Source organism: Parabacteroides sp. AF18-52 (assembly GCF_003479145.1).
GTDB lineage: Bacteria > Bacteroidota > Bacteroidia > Bacteroidales > Tannerellaceae > Parabacteroides > Parabacteroides faecis.
This window is the reverse complement of sequence record NZ_QUGR01000008.1, coordinates 31360-51871: the sequence shown is the minus strand read 5'-3', so window position 1 is coordinate 51871 and position 20512 is coordinate 31360. Positions and strand designations below refer to the sequence as shown.

Here is a 20512-nt window from a genome sequence, read left to right as displayed (position 1 = left end):
TAATTTTAAAAATCGAGAGTTAATCCTATGTTATATGATCTGAAAGAAGGATAAGTGGCATACATCTGCTCCGGGTCCATATCTTTCACATGATCTACGGAAAAGAGATTCATACCTCTGGCAAACAAGTTGATATTTTCGAGCCTGATCTTGTTTACCCATGATTTAGGCAATGTGTATGCTATTTCCAGATTTCTCAACTTCAGAAAATTTCCATTTTCAGTCCAGATAGAACTGTTTCTGAAGTTATTATCGTTCTGTTTTGTAGTCAGACGCGGATACATGGCATCAGGTGTAGACGGTGTCCAACGATTCTCCAGATAGTGCAGAGATACATTCCTGTTGCCCACCAGCGGCCAGTACATACTTCCCATATCCTTTACCAGCGTATAGTTAGCCACACCTTGGAAATCAGCCCTCAAACTCAAATTTTTATATCCTAAAGCAATGGTAAAGCCATATGTTATTTCCGGCAATATCGTACTATAGCCAATAGCTACTTTATCATAATCATCAATCACTCCATCATTATTCTGATCTTTGTATTTTACATCGCCCGGAACCACTTTCGAGAATGATTGCGGGGTACTGTTAGCAACATCCGTCTCATCTTTAAAGAAACCGATGGCTTCCAGACCATAATACTGACCGATACGATTGCCTGTGTTTTTCAAATAATCATATGGTTGATAGCCTTCGTCCATATTCACAATCTCATTACGCGCAAAAGTAAAGTTACCGGCAAGCATATAGGTAAAATCACCTATACGGTCGTTCCACGACAAGCCCGCTTCAAATCCATAATTTTTTACTTCGCCGTCATTCAACATCGGGGTCGTAACACCCAATACCGTAGAATAAATAGGAGCCGAATTAACCAGGATATTCGTCCGTTTTTCATAAAAGACATCAGCCGATAAAGAAAGCCGGTTGAATACCTCCATATCGATACCGAAATTAAATTTAGAAGCTGTCTCCGGCTTTAATTTTAAATTAGGTAAACGAATTTCCCCATGACCGGATGCAGAATTATTGTTATCACCAAAATAATATGCGCTGGTACCTGTTTTGAAGTAATATTTATCGTAATCATACGCAAACCTGTCACTTCCGGTAATACCCCATGAAGCTCTGGCTTTCAAATAATTGATAGCTGTTGCATTTTGCATAAAATCTTCTGAAGAAATCACCCATCCGGCTGAAATAGCCGGGAAGAATGCATACTTATCCGAATTACCCAGTACACTGGAGCCTGAATAAGTCAGTACCAGATCAGCAAGATATTTATTTTTATAAGCATAACTTGCATTTCCAATATAACTTTGGCGACGGTATGTCTGATTCAACCCATTCGGAGAGTTTTCCTCCTGATGATAAATAACTGAAGTATTCAACTGATGCGTATCCAGCCAGTTCTTTTCATAATTCACTTTTGCTTCAAAAGTAGTGACACGGCTCTGAGACCCTAAACTGGAGCTAAAAGACAAATCTGTCTCCTGTCCATAACGTACACGGGTTATATCTGTGATGTTACCTCCATTATCCCTGACCGGCTGCAGACTTTCATACACGTAATTTTTTGTTTTACTATCCCAGTAACTGGCTTGGTTATCATAAGCAATCGCCAGTTCTGCACTCAGGCCGGGAGTAAGTACGGATAAATCCTGCAGGATCCGTAAATCGGCATATAAAGAACGATCATTTCCTATGGAAAAACCTGTTGCTACCGATTCTGCAACCGGGTTCTTACGGATATTATCACCTCCCCATACTCCGGTACTCGTTTGGATAGGAAAAGCTGCCGACGGTACATTATAAATCATGGGGAACAATGTCGGATAGTTCGTTGCCGGACGATTATGTTGCGATAAAATACCCAACAGATTCAATTTGATCAATGTGAGTTTCGTCGCATTAATATCCAGATTAGCCCTTGCACTCAGTTTATCCCATTCCATCTGACTGGAATAATCCGGACTGAAGTGATCGGTATTCATGAAACCGTTATCACCTATATAATTGATGGCGGCAAAATAACGTATATTCTTACCTCTTCCTGTAAAAGAAGCATTGAACTGATGAGTCGTTCCTTTATCTTTCAGAACCTCATCTGCCCAATTTACACTGGGGAACAGTTCCGGCTGAGTTCCTGATTGAAAAGCTGCCAAATCAGACTGGCTATACAGGGCTGCCAGTCCGTCCATCTGCAAAGCTTCATTCATCGCCTGCGCATACTGGTATCCGTTTGCCATAGTCGGAATACGAAAAGGCGTATTCAGTCCAAACTGATAACTGGCTTTCACCTTCATGCCGGAAAGCTCACCACGCTTAGTCGTAACCAATATTACCCCGTTGGCCCCCCGTACTCCGTACAATGCCTGGGATGCGGCATCTTTCAAGACCGTAACACTTTCTATTTCATCCTGAGAAAGAGAACTTAACGGACGTTCGAACCCGTCGATCAAAATCAAAGGAGTCTTTGTTCCGGTTGTTCCGGTTCCTCTGACAAACATTTCCGGATCACTGCTCCAGGCAACAGTTGTAGCCTGTAAGCTTGTTAATCCGGTGAGTTTTCCATACAATGAGTTAGCCGGATTTATATCAGAGGTTTTAGCCGACTGCATATAAATTGTAGAAACAGCCGCTGTACTCTCTTCATTACGACCGGACAAATTGAATCCGCGGTTCACCGGTTTGGAACGTCCGTCCAACACAACTACGTTTACCCCCTCTTTCACCTGAATATCTTTCCGGCTGCCATCTGATGCCTGGACAATGAGAATATCGCCCTTTTGCGTATCGTCAAGCGAGACTTGTCCACGTTCATCCGTCAACGAACCATTCGACATATTATCTTTTAAAGCTACCTTTACACCTACCAGCGGGTTATTTTGTTTGTCTACAACTTTTATTGTTGTAGAAGCATCCTGTGCATAAGAAAGTACGGATACAGACAAAAATGTAGCCACATATATTTCTCTTATTATTTTCATAATCTACTTCTATGATTTATCAAATAAATTACCATCCCGGATTTTGCACCAATCCATACCCCTTGTTGATTTCATTCGGTGGAAATGCACATAAATACCATTTCGGAGACCAGCTGTTTTTCCAATACCGTTCTGCTAACTGCCACTTTTCGTATTTAAATGAACCGTCCGGCTGAAGTCTGATCTTTACTCCATACAATGGTTTTGTAAAATCGCCGGCACGTTTCCAGCGAACCAGGTCAAACCATCGGATTTCTTCATAACCAAATTCAACGGCACGCTCATTCAAAATCATTTCACGAAACTCTTCCTGCGATAAATTACGTTGCAATTTCGGCAATCCTACCCGTCCGCGGACTTTATCGACCCAGGCATATGCCTCTCCTGTACGTCCTACTTCATTCAATGCCTCAGCGTAACTCAAGTAGATTTCAGCCAAACGTAAATAAGGCCAATGAATAACCGATCCGGCCAAAGTGGCATTGTCATGTTCGAGAAGGAACTTACGCATCACGGAACCTGTACGACAACGTGTATCGTTTTCAGTTGGCTGCTCCAATCCGCCGATATAAGTCTGAGCGGTTCTTCCCTGCCATTTGTCTCCGTTGATAACCAATGTTTCATACAAACGAGGATCTCTGTTTTCAAAAGGATTAACTCCCTGAGGAATATTATTCCAGTCTAAAGAGAAAGGAGTACCATCAGCATTACCAAACATATCCATATAATTCAATGTCGGACAGCTGCAACCATACCAACCGGATGATTGCATGAAATAAAAATCACCATCCCAAATACCCGGACAAGTATTAGCTACACGGGTAGAAATCAGTACCTCTCCATTTCTTCTTTTATACCATGCATCCTGGAAGTCCTGTCGATAATTCCCGGTCTCTACCAATTCATATTTGTAGGAGTCTGTACTGTTGGCCTGCTCAAATTCTTTACAGGCATCTACTACATCCTGCCAGCGTTGTTCTGATTTATTACCATACCAAACCATCAGATTAGAACTGGCTTCGCCATCCAAATAAGGTTGATTGTCATTAAACAACGGACTGGCAGCAAACAATAATACACGAACCTTCAATCCCAGTGCAGCGGCTTTCGTAAACCGTCCGTCTTCTTCTGCCGATGTCTGCCAGGGAAGAACCGAAGCCGCTTCATTACAAAGATTCACAATAAAATTGACGGTTTTTTCAATCGTTTCACGAGGGTAGTTATAATCATCCCCGGGATAAATGGCTCTATCCAGCAAAGGTAATCCCCCAAAATGACGCATCATTTGTGTATATTGCACAGCAATAATCATTTTAGCTTCTCCTTTACGAACTTCTTTTTCCGATTCTGTCATATCGGGAACCCGATCCACATTTTCCAGAAAAATATAAGCTTTACGAATAGCTTCCCAACTGCGCTCCTTCGTATAGGCATACATCACATCATAAGTATCGGAAAGTGATGCATTGTATTGTCCGTTATAATAATGGCGTTCGGCACCACACCCCCATCCTAAATAAGATTGGCAAAGATCTGTCGTCGATTCAAGCAGATCGACCCCTAATTTATCTTCTGCCGCATCCCAGCTATACATCACCCCATAAGGTAAGTGTTTGTATGCCGCCACCAAAGCACGTTCAGCAAACTGTTTAGAGGAAAAAATTGTATCCAGAGTAACATCTGCCCCCGGGCCTTTTTCCAAAAAATCATCTCCTATCTTTAGGTCATTACATGCCCCGAAGTATAAAGATCCTGCAATTATAATTATTGGCATTAATAATCTTTTCATACTATTCAATCGTTAAAAGTTAACATTCACCCCAAAATTGTAAATACGAGTATTTGGATACTTATTCTTATTAGTGACCTTCGATTCCGGATCTATGAAGCCAAGATGATCCAAGGTAAATAAGTTGTATCCGTTCATAAATAATCTCAGTTTCTGAATACCTATTTTTTTCAACAGATTCGCATTTAATGTGTATCCGATCTCCATATTCTTCAAACGCAGATAAGAGGCATCTCTAACCCAGAAATCACTCACCTGAGAGTTATGGACTCTGTTGGTTTGAGTCAGACGCGGAAATTTGGAAGCTTGTCCTTTCTCTTCAGTCCAACGCTCATCAGCGATCCACTTCATTAACGGAGCATCTCCGGTATTAAACGGACGGGTAAAGTCTTCTTCAAATAATCTGGAAACATGAGTAGCTCCTGTCCAACTCATAGAAAAATCAAAACCTTTATATTCAAATCCCATATTCAAACCAAAAATATATTCGGGATTATCGCTATAACCGAAATAGGTTTTATCATCACCGTCTATCACTCCATCCCCATTCAGGTCTTTGTATAGAATATCTCCCGGTTTAAATGTTCCTGATTGTACAGGAATTCCTTCCAGCGTCGAACCGTCTTCTTTAAAATCCGTTGCTTCGAAAAAGCGATCGAAGACATAACCGAAATTCAATCCGGTAGAACGTCCTGTCTCATACATATAAGGTTCATTTTGTGGAATCTCGTCTTTATAAACAATCTCATTCTTTGAATAAGAAATGTTCCCTTTCAACCAATAGCGGAAATCACGACCTATTTTATCATTCCATCCCAAAGAGATTTCATATCCATGATTGTTTACTTTACCTAAATTAACAGCTGGCAGATCTGCCGCAACAAATCCGGGAACCGTATTCTGCTGAATAAGAATATCTTTTCGTTTTTCGAAAAAGACATCCAATGAAAAGCTCAAACGCTGATCAAACAGATTTAAATCCAAACCATAATTTTGTTTGGCCGCCTTTTCCCAAGTCACATTCGGATTTCCCAATAATAACTCGGAAGCCCCGGGAAAAGATTGTGGTGTATTCACACCAAAATAATAGCCACCCGAACTGGCCGACCAGGAATCCGGTAAATACAAGAATCGTTTATATTCACTCAAAATATCATTACCAACGAGACCATAAGAAGCTCTTAGTTTCAGAAAACTTATAAAGTCGACAGACTTCATAAATTTTTCTTCCGTAATAACCCAACCAAGTGAAGCTGCCGGAAAAAAGCCATATCGTCTTCCTGGTGCAAAATTTTCAGATCCGTTATATCCGACATTAAAGTCAACGAGATAACGATCTTTATAGGCATAAGTAGCACGCCCCACCAACCCTAAATATCCTTGCGGAATATCCGTATTTGCTTTGGGGTAATACTGCTTGGTCATATTATAAAGTAACAGACCTCCTACTTTATGATCACCGAACGTACGATCGTAACGTAAGCTGGCTTCCGCATACCAGTCACGCGTTTTTTCTCCCCAACTTTCGGATGGAGATAAAACATTATCTGCTCCATCCAGCTGATAGACAATCGAATGGTCGAAACTTGGATCATCGATAGCCAGTCCCGGATTCGTTAAAGTCGATTTGTAAACCGGTATGTAGAATTCCATAGACCCTCTCCATGATTTACTGCCGGTATAAGATGTATTATAAGCGCCCTTTATATTGAAAGAAAGTCCTTTGGTTATAAAATCTAACTTTTGTGTCAGATCCATATCCAGATTCATCGTATTCTGTGAATAATCGGTATATCCTTTTCCATAATACTGATCCAGCAGATTACGCATCTCCATCGGAATATAGCGATTGTTCAGATGGATCGCTTTTCCGTCTACAAAACCGGGACTGGAAAATGGTTGCACACGAAGAATCTGTATCCACAAATTATTAACATCTGCAAACGGCGGCTCTCTTCTCGTTTCCAAGCGCCCTCCCAGTCCTAATTTCAATGTAGTCGTTTTAGTTACGTTTATATCCAGATTCGCCCGGTAATTATATCGGTTATTCTTATAATTCGGATCATAACTTTCATAAAACTTTTTAAGCAAACCATCCTGAAATAAATAACCCAAGGAAACAAAATACTTGATATCTTTCGTTCCTCCTGAAATATTCAGGTTATGCTGAGTTTGCAAAGAGGAATTTTTAAATAATAATTTTTGCCAGTCGGTATTCGGAAACATAATAGGATCCGCATTTGTCCTGAACATTTCCAGCACATAAGGAGAAAACCGCAGGTCGTTAGGACCTAACGACGGATTATCGCTCAACTGCATTTCATTGAAGTATTTAGCGTGTTCATAACTCCCCACTACTTCCGGAACCCGCATTGCTTCACTGATACCCACAGATGAAGACCAAGATATTTCCGTACGCCCTTCTTTTCCTCTACGTGTTGTGACCAAAATAACACCATTCGCACCTCGAACACCGAACACGGCCGTTGCAGAAGCATCCTTCAGAACCGTAATATTTTCTATTTCATTCGGATCCATCCGAAAAAACGAACGTTCGACACCGTCCACCAAAACTAATGGCTGCGAACGGGCAGCATCCAATGAAGCACTTCCTCTGACAAATATTTCCGGATCTTCAGCACCGGGTTGTCCGCTATACTGTACAGTCGAAATACCGGATACGGCTCCCGCCAACATATTACCGATACTGGATGTCGGAGATTTTAGCAGTTCATCTGTATTAATAGAAGAAATAGCTCCCGTTACCGTTACTTTCTTTTGCGTACCATAGGCAATAATCTGTACTTCGTCCAGCATTTCCGCATTATCTTCTAATACTACAGTTATTTTATCTTTTCCGGCATAAGGAATCTCCATGGTCTTGTAACCGATAAAAGAAAAAACCAATACTGTTTTTTCAGAAGGTATTTTAACACTGAAACTACCATCTGCACTCGTCATTGTACCTATAGTCGTTCCTTTTACAATGACATTCACACCTACCATAGGTTCTCCATAAGTATCATTCACTACCCCTGTTACCAAAATATCACGCTGCTGGTTGATCGAAATTCTGGTATCTGCATCTTTTTCCCGTTCAGTTATAGCCATATTCTCTGCCCAGGAACTACCCCAAGCCCCCCAAAGGGCTATAAGCGGTAGAATAAAAATTCTAATTTTTCTTTTCATTTAGGCTGAAATAATTTTTGATTATCAAACAAAATTTGAGATAACATAAAAGAAGGTTAACAACAAAACCTTTTTTTCACAATCGTACTACTCTTTCGTCATAAGCATTTTTTTAGGTTGAACATATGCAAAAGACACTATTTTTGGAAAAATAAGAAGAAAATATCTATTCAAAGAGGAAGACAGATCATTCAAACAAGAAAAAAATTGTAAAAACATATCTATTCGACAAAACAAGATTATTCAGCTAACACATTGCACATATACGTATTCCAGGAAGACTAATCTGTATAAAGAGGATAAATCATTCAATAAAGGAGGACAAATCATCCAAAACTCCAATTAAATCTTAAAACACGGTCTTTCCTAACAATCTTATTCAGTTTTTCATAAATTTACAACGTATTACATTTTCCCGATTCCCTTAAAAAGTATATATTCGCATAGTGCAATTTTACAAGCTTTACATCTAAAGGAGTTATTATGTCCACAAGAAATTTTTACTCGATATTCTTATCGCTATTTATTCCGCTTATAATATCAGCAACCCCACTTGCTTCATATCATATTCAGCCTATTAATAAACAGGAGCTGTTACCGAGTAAGCAGATCACGCATATTTATCAGGACAGTGAGGGATATATGTGGTTTTGCACAACGAACGGACTATGCCGTTATGATGGTTATACAAATAAAGTGTACAAATCGACCTACACATCCCCCACACTTCTCAACAACAACTGGGTCAATACACTAATTGAAGACAAAAACAACAAACTATGGATCGGAACGGTAAACGGTATCAATATACTGGATAAAAAGACTGGAAAAATGGAAACCGTAGATCGAAATAAATTAGCAGGCAAACATGTTTGGACCTTCCTTTATACCAGAGATAATATTTTATGGATCGGAACCTCTAACGGATTATATCGATATGACGAAAAAGCAGATTCATTCTATGTTTATCAGAATAAGATCCTTAAAACGAACAGCATTTACGGAGATGACATTCGCGTACTTTATGAAGATTCCGACGGTTTTATATGGATAGGAACATGGGGAAATGGCCTGTGTCGCCTAGACCCACGCACAGAAGAATTCATAAACTGTCCCTATTTAGGGGATGAAGGAAGAATCGGGGCCATTTATGAAGACAAAGATAAAAATTTGTGGCTTGGCACAGTAAATCATCTATTCAAGATTGAAAACCACACAAATCCATTGAAGATACTTTATACTAGGTATGACAAAGATATCAAATACGAACGATTAATACACTCGATCACTCAGGATAAAAACGGAAACCTTTTGGTTGGAACAAGCCTGGGACTCGACATAATTACTTATCCGTTGATTCCTGATAATTATCGGTCCTCTTTTCAAGATTCAACACGAACAGTAACCAACTATGAAATAAACGATCTGTATAAAGGGAAAAACGGTATGATCTGGATGGCTACACAAAATTCAGGTATTTATCTAATGTATGAAAAAGAACAGCCATTCAGTAATCACCCATTCTATTCCATCGATGACTTCAAACAACCATTATCTGTCACAGCTATTTACAAATGGAACAAAGATGAATTTTTACTCGGAGTAGAAAAGGTCGGATTAGTCAAATACAATATCCGTACCAACCGTTTAACTTCCCGTGTAAATGATCCTGACTTAAAAAAATTCCCTGACAGAATCGGAAATATACAAATTATATTCAAACATCCTTTACGTGATGAATTATTGATGGGCTCCGAATACGGAGGTTTATTATCCTGCACATTACAGAATAATAAAATAATCTCGGTAAAACAGCATTTCCCTTTTTGGGGAGGATGGATCGCCGGCGATATAATAAAAGATATTTGTTGTGATGAGGCACAGAATATATGGATTGGAAGCAATTATGGAATTAATATACTGACAGCTGAACAAGATACATTGTCGTATGTTAACCTTAATCAAGGTGAAATGATAGAAGTTCAATCCATTTGCCACGATTACAAAAATCAAATGTGGCTGGGGACCAAGAATAACGGTATATTTCTGGCCGATGCATCCCAGGGCGTAAAAGGATTGACATTCAGAAACTACAATCAGGAAAACGGAACTATCAACAGTAATGAAATAAAATGTATATATCAGGATAGTAAACACCGCCTTTGGGCTGGCACCAAAGGCGGTGGATTAAGCATGCTTAATCGCGAAACAGATAAATTTGAACTGATCGATTGTATGCAGGAAATTCCGGGTGATGCAATTTTCAGCATTGCAGAATCCAATGGCCTATTATATATCGGAACAAACCAAGGGCTTGTACAATACAATCCGGAAGGAGAAAAAGGTGCACAAATAAAAATATTTACCACAGAAGACGGTTTACTGGATAATGCATTCAATCAGGGAACAGTTTTGTCTGATCTGGATAATCAGCTTCATTTCGGTATGGCCAATGGCTTTTGTTCCTTCTGTCCGAAGGATATAAAAGAGACACCGAGTAAAGTGAAAACGGTTATCTCGGATCTTAAAATCTTCCATAACTCATTCGATAATCTTCCAATGAGCAAACAGAGAAACCTGTCCCCCCAGTTACATCCCTCATACTCGAAGTCCATTACTTTATCCAACAACGATTACAATTTCGGGATTGAGTTCGCTTCCCTCACATTCAAAAATCCGGAAAAGAATCGGTATGCATATATGTTGGAAGGTTTTGATAAAGAGTGGCATTATGTTGATGCTAATCACCGTTACGCTTATTACACCAATTTAAGAAGTGGCACCTATCGTTTTTTGGTAAAGGGAACGAACGAAAACAGTTTTATGGAAGAACAACCGGAAATACTCCATATAAAAGTGCTTCCCCCACTTTATGCTACCTGGTGGGCTTATTGCTTATATTTCTTGATAATCTGTCTTATTTTATGGATTACTTTCCGAATATTCCGATATAAACTGGAAATAAAGGAAGCCCTCAAACTGGAACAAATAGAGCATGCCAAATCAGAAGAACTTGCACAGGAAAAACTGAAGTTTTTCACGAATATCAGCCACGAGCTTTTAACGCCACTTTCTCTGATAACTTGTTCCGTTGAAGAATTAAGGTTAAAATATAATAACAAAGACAGTGTCTTCAATGTAATGAAAACCAATATACAACGGCTGAACCGTCTGCTAGAACAAATTCTGGAATTCAGAAAAGCCGAAAACGGAGGTCTTAAACTAACCGTATCATTTGGAGATATAGGATCCTTTATTACCAAGATATGCAATGATAATTTCCTGATTTTAGGAAAAAGTAAAAATATAGAACTTTTCATTGAGAATCCGAAACCACACATTCCCGGATGGTTCGATAAAGATAAAGTAGACAAGATCATCTACAATCTTTTATCGAATGCATTCAAGTATAACAAAATAAACGGTAAAGTAAAAATCACACTTTCACCGGAAGGGGCTGTCTCTGACTTCGAATACAAACGACTGACCGTTACGGTTGGCAATACCGGTATTGGCATAAGTGAGAAACATATTCATTCGATATTCCAACGTTTTTATGAGATCAATTACAAAGATTCTGAAAAACGAGGCAATGGCATCGGCTTATCACTCACCAAAAGCCTGGTGGAATTGCATAACGGTACCATCCAGGTAACAAGCATTCCAAATGAATGGACCGAATTCTCATTTTCCATTCCTTTGGGAAAAACAGCTTACCGGGAAGAGCAGATAGAAGATAACAACGGCATCCATTCTCCGGAGATCCTTCCGGACATTGCAACAACAGAATGTGCAGAGACAACCCAGCCCGAGAAATCGGAAGAAAGTCAGACTGATAAAAAACATTCAATCCTGGTCATCGAAGATAATGAAGAACTTTTACAGTCTATCCGGAATCTACTTGCGACACAATTTATTGTTTATACGACAACAAACGGTTCCGAGGGTATCGATATCGCGCAAAGTAAAAATCCAGAACTCATATTAAGCGATATCATGATGCCGGGTATGAACGGATTCGAAGTCTGTCGAACGATCAAACAAGAGATCAGCACTTCCCACATTCCTGTCGTACTTCTTTCTGCAAAAATATCAGATGAAGATAAACTGGAAGGATTCCAGGTCAGTGCGGATGCTTATATCACTAAACCATTTAACTTCCAGCTGTTGAAAGCTCAACTACTCAGTATTATAGAAAACAGGGAACTCACGGCACAGAAGTTCAAAAGCACGCCTCTTACCCAAAGTATCCAGGTTTCATTGACATCCATGGATGAGAAGATATTGAACCGGGCCATTGATGCTGTTGAAAAGAATATCGAAAATCCGGAGTTCGACCTACAGGCATTTACAGAAGAAATGAATATCTCAAACTCGATGCTGTACAGAAAATTGAAATCTCTGACCAATTTATCACCGAATGAATTCATCCGGAATATCCGGTTAAAAGCATCATGCAAATTATTACTCGAGCAAAAAGGCAATATCTCTGAAGTTGCTTACCGTGTAGGTTTCAACGATGCCAAATATTTCAGCAGATGTTTCAAAAAAGAATTTGACATGACCCCTATGGAATACATCGAACAAAATAAAACTAAAGAATCCTGAATCTTCAATGCCAATCCATATTCTGTTATTAATGACGGTAAGCTTCGAGCGCTTTCTTAACGGAACCGTATGTAAGCAACAGATTATGAGATTCATTGTAGCCGATTCCTAATTCTTCAGCCAACATACGAACGCCCCGGTCAACCAGTTTCTGATTGCTCAGTTGCATATTGATCATCCGGTTTCCTTTTACACGTCCCAATTGGATCATTACGGAAGTTGATATCATATTCAGGATCATCTTTTGTCCTGTCCCCGATTTCATACGGGAACTTCCCGTCACAAACTCCGGTCCGACAATCATTTCAATGGCTATATCTGCTTCTGCTGCCATCGGAGAATCGGGATTACTGGAAATAGAAGCCGTCAGGATCCCATGTTCACGTGCTTTTCGCAAAGCACCAATCACATAAGGAGTTGTACCGGAAGCTGCGATCCCGATCACTATATCTTTAGAAGTAATCTGGTGTTCCTGCAATTCCTCCCATCCCCGGTTTACATCGTCCTCGGCATTCTCTACCGGATTACGAAGCGCTTTCTCCCCCCCAGCTATCAGACCGATCACCAATGTGGGAGGCATTCCGAAAGTCGGAGGTATTTCGGAGGCGTCAAGTACTCCTAAACGTCCGCTGGTTCCTGCCCCCAAATAAAAGATACGCCCTCCCTGCTTCATCCGGGGTACGATCTGCAATACCAGTTTTTCTATCTGGGGTATTGTTTTCTGAACAGCCGATGCAACCTTTTGGTCTTCCGTATTTATATCTTCCAACAACTCCCGGACTGACTTACATTCCAGGTTGTCATAGTATGAATCTTGCTCTGTTATTTTAGTAAATGCCATATTGGATATGTATTACGCACGATATTAAACAGATGCAAAACTAACAAAATTTATGACCGGAAACCTCATCAGCATCCACAAACATCGGATGAATCGTTTTCCGGTCATAAACCTACATTTTATTTACATATCTCTTTTAGCCATTGTAAACGGGCAGCATCCTGCTCTGGATAAGTCCAGTGCCCGGTTTCCAGATAAAGATGTAACTCCTTTGCGCCGGGAATAACATTATATGCAGAATACATAGACGTAGGAGGACAAGTGACATCATTATATCCCCAGCTATACCATCCCGGAGCATTGACACGACGGGCAAAATTAACTACGTCGAAATAAGCCAATGTCTCAACTTCATTCGGTCCGGGTTGTGCATTCCGGTAATAGTGAGGCCAGCCACCTGCACGGTTATGCAAATACCCCGCATAATCACATAAGGCCGGATATAAAGCTGCCAGGAATTTAATGCGGGGTTCTAATCCTGCAGTTACAATAGAGAGGGCACCACCCTGGCTTCCACCTGTCACACCTACCGTCGATCCGTCAAATTCAGGCAGGGAATAAATAAAGTCCACAGCTTTTACACAACCTAAATAAACCCGCTTATAATAATGAGCATCGCGGTCATTCTTATTGATCCCGGGATATCCGTTCAAAGCTCCTGATGCCAGATTATTATACACCTCCTGCGGCAGATTCACAGGAATACCATGAATACCTATCTCCAAGGTAATCACATCATCTCCCAGATTAATTCCGCCATACGGACGTATACCTGCTCCAGGAACCTGAAGTATAGCGGGATATTTCCCGTCTTTCTTCGGAACGACCAGTATTCCATACATTCTGGAACCATACCGCTCATTCTGAAAACTGATATGATACACATTTTGAGTAGAAGTACATCTTTCCGGCATTAATACCATTTTAGGATCCAACGGTATTTTACGGGCATCGGCGATCGCCTGGTTCCAGAAGCTGTCGAAATCTTTCGGATCCTCTGTTGTCGGCTGTATACGTTCTTCATCTACAGCCACAGTTGCCATTCCTTCATAATTACGGCCTTCCACTTTAGCGATCACTTTACAACGCAGAAATCCGGGTTCTTTCAGAGAGGCCTTCAATGTTGTCTTTCCGTTCTTCAACAGAACATCTTTTTCTGTCTTAACCGGGAAATATTCCGGTCCCAATTCATAATCGACAACTACATCTTCCAATAAATTTTCATTTCTGAAAACCTGGACAGTAAAAGTCACCTCCTCTTTTGCCTTATATTTCCAGTCAGTCCGGTCAGGCGAAACCACGACATCAATCAATTTACGGGCAGGCTGAGCCTCTACCCTTAACGAACTACCCCATAACAATGCGATGAGGAAGCAGAATGAGAATAACACTTTTTTCATGCAGACAATTTATTAAATATAAGATTACAAACGCAACAAATATAAAGACAATCAACCAAATATCAAAGGATACATCAGCCATGATAAGAAATCAATCCTTCCATCGGACTCCGGGCAACAGTCCCAATACGGATCCCCAGATCGAAAGCGATATCTTTTAATATATCCTGATAATACCAGGCTACCGAACCTACCAGATGAACCGGCAGATTAAAACAATCGTATTGTTTCACATTTCGGGTAAAAAATGCCAGAAAACTACGGGTTACCAGCTCCCAGATAGCCGGTTCATCCAAATGTTCCAATATAAAAGGAGAAAATCCTGCCAGAAAACGGTTGGGAAACGGCCGCCGGTACACACTATCCATAATCAATGCTGGAGTCAGTTCATATTGTGTAAGAAACAGGTCTTTAAGGTCTGGAGGTAACTGATCTTTTAATACATTCCCAATCAAGAGTTTGCCCAATACGGCACCACTTCCTTCATCTCCCAGGATAAAACCCAGGGGAGAGACATTCTTTACAACCTCTTTCCCATCATACTGGCAAGAGTTCGAACCAGTCCCCAGAATACAAGCTATCCCCGGTCCGCTACCGCACAATGCACGTGCCGCCGCCAGTAAATCGCTGCCGACCTCAACGGGTGCAGACAGATACCGGTTGACAGAACGCCGGATCATTTCATTCTTTTCCGGGAAAGCACAACCCGCCCCGTAAAAATATACGGCGGAAGGCATAAGGTCTTTTAATGCTGGCAATAATCCGGTTTCTATCTCCTTTCCCATTTCCTCTTCGGTCTGAAAAAACGGATTCATACCCCGAGTCTGAAAACGGAGAACAGATTCTCCCTTCTCTACCATACACCAATCCGTCTTGGTTGAACCACTATCGGCTATCAGTATCATATTTTACTCTGTTACAAATTATTCTTTCTTTTTCTCTTTCCTGGCAAATGCCGGATCTATCTTCAAACAAGCTGTCACCGCCAATGTGATCAGACAACATCCCATCACCCACCAGAAAAAAGTCACATATCCCAGTGTTTCCTGTAACCATCCGGCAATCATCCCGGGAAGCATCATGCCTAACGCCATAAAAGCCGTACATATCGCATAATGTGCTGTCTTATGTTCCCCTTCGGAATAATAGATCAGGTAAAGCATATAAGCAGTAAACCCGAACCCATATCCGAACTGTTCAATAAAAACACAGACATTGATCGTGATCAGACTTTCCGGCAATACAGTACTCAGGTAGATAAAAACCAGGTCAGGCAATGTGATCGCCAAAGCCATCGGCCACAGCCATTTCTTCAAACCTCCCTGTGAAGCAACAATGCCTCCGATAATTCCTCCCAGGGTCAGACCGATAATGCCGATCGTCCCATAGACCAATCCTAATTCCGAGGTGGTCAATCCTAATCCTCCCACTTCCCGGGGATCGATCAGGAACGGTGTCACCAATTTTACCAGTTGTGCTTCGGGAAAACGGTACAGTAACATAAAAAGGATCGCTACTACAGCTTGCTTCTTCTTGAAAAAAGAAACAAATGTAGCCAGGAACTCTTTGAAAATAGTGGTAGCCGTCACTGTGACAGCTGCCTTATCAGAAGCTGGTACAGGCAATATATACTTATGATACAGACAAAAACCGATAAATAAACCAGCCATGATCAGGAAAGTGATCGACCATGCCAACGGGATCTTACCGGTAGCCACTTCAAGAGCCCCGGCCAGCATGACCAGCAACCCTTGACCTGCTATCGTCGCAATCCGGTAAAAGGTACTGCGTATCCCCACATAAAAAGCTTGTTCATGCGGATCAAGAGCCAGCATATAAAAACCGTCCGCTGCAATATCATGTGTAGCCGAACTAAAGGCTACCAGCCAGAAGATAGCCAGCGACAATTGAAAGGCATAGTCCATCGGCAACGTAAACGCAATCCCGGCAAGCCCTGCCCCGATCAGAAACTGCATTGTAATCACCCACCAGCGTTTCGTTTTCAATAAGTCGACGAAAGGACTCCAAAAAGGCTTAATAACCCACGGCAGGTAAAGCCAACTGGTATACAGGGCGATATCCGTATTACTGATTCCCATGCGTTTGTACATAATGACTGAGATCGTCATCACTGCCACATAAGGGAGTGCTTCCGCAAAATACAAGGTGGGTATCCAACTCCAGGGTGAGGTTCGTTTTGTATTCATAATGAGTATATTTTTGATTTTTGAATTAACCCGTTCATCTCTTCCTCCGAAATACAGACTTCAGACAAAATCCCCTGCAGATCTTCTACAGTCACCTTCAGGTAGTCTTTTTCCAAAGGAGCAATAAAGATACCGGCCATCTCCACCGTTGCCGGACTTATTAATATCTTCGCATCCCCTTCGGCATGATAACAAGCAGGATGTAATCTCTTCCGGGGATACAGGCAAGTGATCCATTTACCCGCCTCATGCCATGTAAGCAGGTCCATCATAGGTTCATATTCCCCGGGAAGGATTTCCAACAGGTCATACAAATGTTCGAAAAGGAATACTGCATCATCTTTTTCTTCTGCAACAAGAACAAACATCGGCTGCAAAAAATGCTTCAATGCATATAAAGTAGCTGATCGATAAGTCCGTACTTCTTCTTTTTTCGCCTGTAACCAATTTTGTTCTACAGGTAAAAGTCCTTTATTCCCAGCCTGGAAATGCATATGATCAGGAGCAGAAGCCCCGCATTTAGGACCATTATAAAAGACAATAAAGTCACTCAATGCCTCAGCCAACAACAACATATCTCCATATCGTCCCTTGATCTGCTGCTTTTGATGGGATCGTATCGGAATGGTCAAGTGCTCTTTAAAAATCGGATATGGATTGATTATGATCTGATATTCTTCTCCGAAATCCACCCATTGCTGGTTTCCCGGACGATTTTTCTCACATAAGAAACAGGGACGTGCCGCTAATGACTGCTTATCTATCTTAGCTCCGGACGACCGGATACGTTCCGGGTTGAACTGGAGAGCCACCTCATACCCATTCACTTTCAAATTCCGGGTCTGCACCTTCTCCAATGCGGCATAATTTATACGTGCCAAATCCCAAAAGATAAGATGGTCTGACAATAACTTTCTGACTTGTTGGTTGATCGTATCCATTTCTGATCCTTAGACGTTTGAATTTACAATATATTGCCACGCATCCTCAACTCATTTGTACGCAAGCTATCCTTATAAGCATTATGCTCATTCATTTTACGGATATCCAGAGCTGCATCCGTATTATCTTCCCACCGGCGGCAGAGATAAAGAACATCGTAGATTCTTCCTATCCGGTAAGTACGCGAAATAGCCAGACTGATCGCATAATCCTCCCCATAACTGACATTTGGCATTTTCAATTCCCGGAGAAGAGGAGTATAAAAGGCACGGGGAGCTCCCAATCCATTAATACGTAAAGCATTGTTCCGTCCGTTCTCCGGAGTCCACTCTTTATGGTCAATAATACCCGGAGCAATTTCATTCATATTGAAATCCGTCATCATATAAGTCCCGATCACCATTGCACATTGTTCCTTATAGAAAGTATCAACAATTTTCTGCAAAGTATCAGAACCGCTATATACATCGTCACTATCCAGTTGTACACAGAATTTTCCACAATCCGGATGAGCTACAGCTTCATTCCAACAGCCTCCGATTCCCAGGTCATCCCGTTCCGGTATCAGGTGAATCAAACGTTCGTCCGCGATGTAACGACCTATTAACTCCGTAGTACCGTCCGTCGAATGGTTATCCACAATAATCAGATTAAACTTAAAGGATGTTTGTTGCATGAACACAGAACGTATCGCGTCTTCAATCGTACGGACACGGTTGCGTACCGGAATAATGACAGAAACTTCATAAGCAAAACCTTCCGGTTTAAAATGAACGATCGTGGGTTCTCCCTGCAACAAAGCTCCGTAAAAATCCAATATGGTGTTACAGGCACTTTCCATTTCCAATTGAACCTCCCTGTTTTTAGGATCGACATAATCAAACTGCTTTTCGCCGCTTTTGCGATTATCCTCTTCTGTACAGGAGTATAAATATTCCCTGATATGGACAATCCCATAAGATGGGGAAGAGTGCAGACGGAAATGATAAAGTCCTGCATATTTGTAGTCAGGCAGCGAGTTGGAACGTTCAAAATATACTTTCAGAGCAGTATAAGTGATCAGCAACAACGGACCGAAATCAAAATCATCACGTAGACTTCCCGGCTGATAATCGATGAGAGGATGTTCCGTACGGATGCCGTTACCGATAGTATAATGATCGGCATATATTATGTTACACTTCTTTCCTTCCGAAGCCGCTATCATTCGTTCAAGTCCGTATTGTCCTAACTTCAATAAGCTGTATTTGGTATAAAATAATACATTACGTCCGTCGGCATGCTTATAAATTGCATGTAATGTTTGTGAACTTGTCAATGTATCGATAAGTAGGATTTCACAGCCCGTCAGTTTTTCAGCCTCAGGATTTGAGGTCATCAGGTATATTTTATTCACCCAACCGGTGCTTTTCAGTTCGTTAATAACCGGCATGACTTGTGTCGGAACAAAATAAGGCAAAAAGCAGTTTACAGTTTGCATGATATCATTCTTTTAAGATTCAGTCTGTAAACTTAAATAAAAACAGAGAATTTACAATAGTCTAAAGAATATATTGTTCACGAACTGCACGGGATTGATTGAAATAATCATCCAGTAACTGAATACCAAATTCGTCTATCATTTGACCCACCGAAATCGAATCATGCTCACTGGTGATCATCACAGCCCCTATACATCCGGGATCTGAGATAGAAACCTGATCGCCGTACTTTTTTTTCAAGGAGGTCAGTTTCTCCCAGTTATTATCGAGATGTACCAGTTTACGGTCGAGGTTGACTGTAGCCACAGCATAATTATAATAGTTTGTACTCGAAGCAACCACCTCTCCCAAGGGGTTACGTATCTCCGACGGAGCATTCAGAAAACCATAGGCGCAAACAAAATAAGCCTGACAAGAATAAGCCCACTTGCTTTGTTCCAAACCTCCGTGGTACATCGATGGGAACAAAATAATATCCGGTTTTTGACAGGCATACCGTTCCCTTAATTCATCAAAATTAAGGTCGAAACAGACAGCGCAGGCCACAGTCCCAAAATCACATAGCAGGAGTTCTGCTTTATCAGAAGGCATGATCTCATTCATTTCCTGGATGGTAGGAAAATTTTTATTATATGTGCCCGCCACTTTTCCATGTCGGTCGAGCAGTATACATGAATTCCACCAATTCCCGTTTTCTTCCCTTTTGGTTCCAAAAGCAATATAACAGTGATTATCTTTTGCAACCGAAGCCAGGAAATCTTTTACCTGGTCTTTTCTTACTTTATAATATTCAAACTGCTCAGCTGTAGTCAATCCGGAAGGACGATCACAGGCCTCTGTCAATAATATAAGGTCAGGACTATGTAGCAACACTTTCGATAACTGTCCGCGCCAATGATCTATCATCTGATCAACCATTTGCTGATAACTCATCCGGTTATTTACGGAAACCGCTGCCCCTCCACCTCCGATAGTGACTATTTTTACAGGATTCTTTGCCTGTGCCACCAAAGCTATCGCAAAAGCAGCTATAAAAATCAAATAAAAAGGATGTCTCATTTC

11 protein-coding genes are annotated in these 20512 nt (G+C 41.0%); 1 reads left to right on the top strand and 10 read right to left on the bottom strand.

The genetic code is table 11. The features are described from left to right. Positions 1–5: 5 nt before the first annotated feature. The 3 genes from DWX23_RS14290 to DWX23_RS14280 are packed head-to-tail and all read right to left on the bottom strand — an operon-like array spanning position 6 to position 7971. A complete protein-coding gene (locus tag DWX23_RS14290; RefSeq protein ID WP_122374983.1) occupies positions 6–2993 on the bottom strand; it encodes a SusC/RagA family TonB-linked outer membrane protein in 2988 nt (995 codons plus the stop codon). A gap of 28 nt (positions 2994–3021) precedes the next feature. Further along, entirely contained in the window at positions 3022–4782 is a 1761-nt protein-coding gene (locus DWX23_RS14285) for a RagB/SusD family nutrient uptake outer membrane protein (protein ID WP_122374982.1), read from the bottom strand. Positions 4783–4794: 12 nt separating this feature from the next. After that, a complete protein-coding gene (locus tag DWX23_RS14280) occupies positions 4795–7971 on the bottom strand; it encodes a TonB-dependent receptor (RefSeq protein ID WP_122374981.1) in 3177 nt (1058 codons plus the stop codon). 483 nt (positions 7972–8454) lie between these two features. On the opposite strand from DWX23_RS14280, the gene DWX23_RS14275 reads away from it, so the two are divergent. Continuing rightward, on the top strand, positions 8455–12579 hold the full coding sequence (locus DWX23_RS14275; protein WP_122374980.1) for a hybrid sensor histidine kinase/response regulator transcription factor: 4125 nt from the start codon (positions 8455–8457) through the stop codon (positions 12577–12579). A gap of 28 nt (positions 12580–12607) precedes the next feature. On the opposite strand, the gene murQ is transcribed toward DWX23_RS14275, so the two are convergent. The 7 genes from murQ to DWX23_RS14240 form a co-directional block, all read right to left on the bottom strand. Further along, entirely contained in the window at positions 12608–13420 is an 813-nt protein-coding gene (gene murQ / locus DWX23_RS14270; RefSeq protein WP_122374979.1) for an N-acetylmuramic acid 6-phosphate etherase, read from the bottom strand. Positions 13421–13539: 119 nt separating this feature from the next. After that, positions 13540–14820 (bottom strand): acetylxylan esterase, encoded by a 1281-nt coding sequence (locus tag DWX23_RS14265; RefSeq protein ID WP_122356352.1) that lies wholly within the window; start codon positions 14818–14820, stop codon positions 13540–13542. A gap of 74 nt (positions 14821–14894) precedes the next feature. Beyond that, positions 14895–15725: an ATPase gene (locus tag DWX23_RS14260; protein WP_122374978.1), complete on the bottom strand. Its 831-nt coding sequence runs from the start codon at positions 15723–15725 to the stop codon at positions 14895–14897. An 18-nt stretch (positions 15726–15743) separates the two neighbouring features. After that, positions 15744–17027: an MFS transporter gene (locus DWX23_RS14255; RefSeq protein WP_122374977.1), complete on the bottom strand. Its 1284-nt coding sequence runs from the start codon at positions 17025–17027 to the stop codon at positions 15744–15746. Next, positions 17024–17968, bottom strand: a complete 945-nt coding sequence (locus DWX23_RS14250) for a DUF4922 domain-containing protein (RefSeq protein ID WP_122374976.1) — start codon at positions 17966–17968, stop codon at positions 17024–17026. Before DWX23_RS14250 ends, DWX23_RS14255 begins: the two co-directional genes overlap by 4 nt. A gap of 23 nt (positions 17969–17991) precedes the next feature. Beyond that, positions 17992–19449, bottom strand: coding sequence for a glycosyltransferase family A protein (locus tag DWX23_RS14245; RefSeq protein WP_122374975.1), 1458 nt, complete (start codon positions 19447–19449; stop codon positions 17992–17994). A 61-nt stretch (positions 19450–19510) separates the two neighbouring features. Next, positions 19511–20509 carry a carbon-nitrogen hydrolase family protein gene (locus DWX23_RS14240; protein ID WP_122374974.1) on the bottom strand — a complete coding sequence of 333 codons (999 nt, stop codon included), beginning with the start codon at positions 20507–20509 and terminating at the stop codon, positions 19511–19513. Positions 20510–20512 lie beyond the last annotated feature (3 nt).

Bases quoted from the DNA above. Each gene is read 5' to 3' on its own strand.
- DWX23_RS14290 (WP_122374983.1), bottom strand. From the start codon at position 2,993: ATGAAAATAATAAGAGAAATATATGTGGCTACATTTTTGTCTGTATCC.
- DWX23_RS14285 (WP_122374982.1), bottom strand. From the start codon at position 4,782: ATGAAAAGATTATTAATGCCAATAATTATAATTGCAGGATCTTTATAC.
- DWX23_RS14280 (WP_122374981.1), bottom strand. From the start codon at position 7,971: ATGAAAAGAAAAATTAGAATTTTTATTCTACCGCTTATAGCCCTTTGG.
- DWX23_RS14275 (WP_122374980.1), top strand. From the start codon at position 8,455: ATGTCCACAAGAAATTTTTACTCGATATTCTTATCGCTATTTATTCCG.
- murQ (WP_122374979.1), bottom strand. From the start codon at position 13,420: ATGGCATTTACTAAAATAACAGAGCAAGATTCATACTATGACAACCTG.
- DWX23_RS14265 (WP_122356352.1), bottom strand. From the start codon at position 14,820: ATGAAAAAAGTGTTATTCTCATTCTGCTTCCTCATCGCATTGTTATGG.
- DWX23_RS14260 (WP_122374978.1), bottom strand. From the start codon at position 15,725: ATGATACTGATAGCCGATAGTGGTTCAACCAAGACGGATTGGTGTATG.
- DWX23_RS14255 (WP_122374977.1), bottom strand. From the start codon at position 17,027: ATGAATACAAAACGAACCTCACCCTGGAGTTGGATACCCACCTTGTAT.
- DWX23_RS14250 (WP_122374976.1), bottom strand. From the start codon at position 17,968: ATGGATACGATCAACCAACAAGTCAGAAAGTTATTGTCAGACCATCTT.
- DWX23_RS14245 (WP_122374975.1), bottom strand. From the start codon at position 19,449: ATGCAAACTGTAAACTGCTTTTTGCCTTATTTTGTTCCGACACAAGTC.
- DWX23_RS14240 (WP_122374974.1), bottom strand. From the start codon at position 20,509: ATGAGACATCCTTTTTATTTGATTTTTATAGCTGCTTTTGCGATAGCT.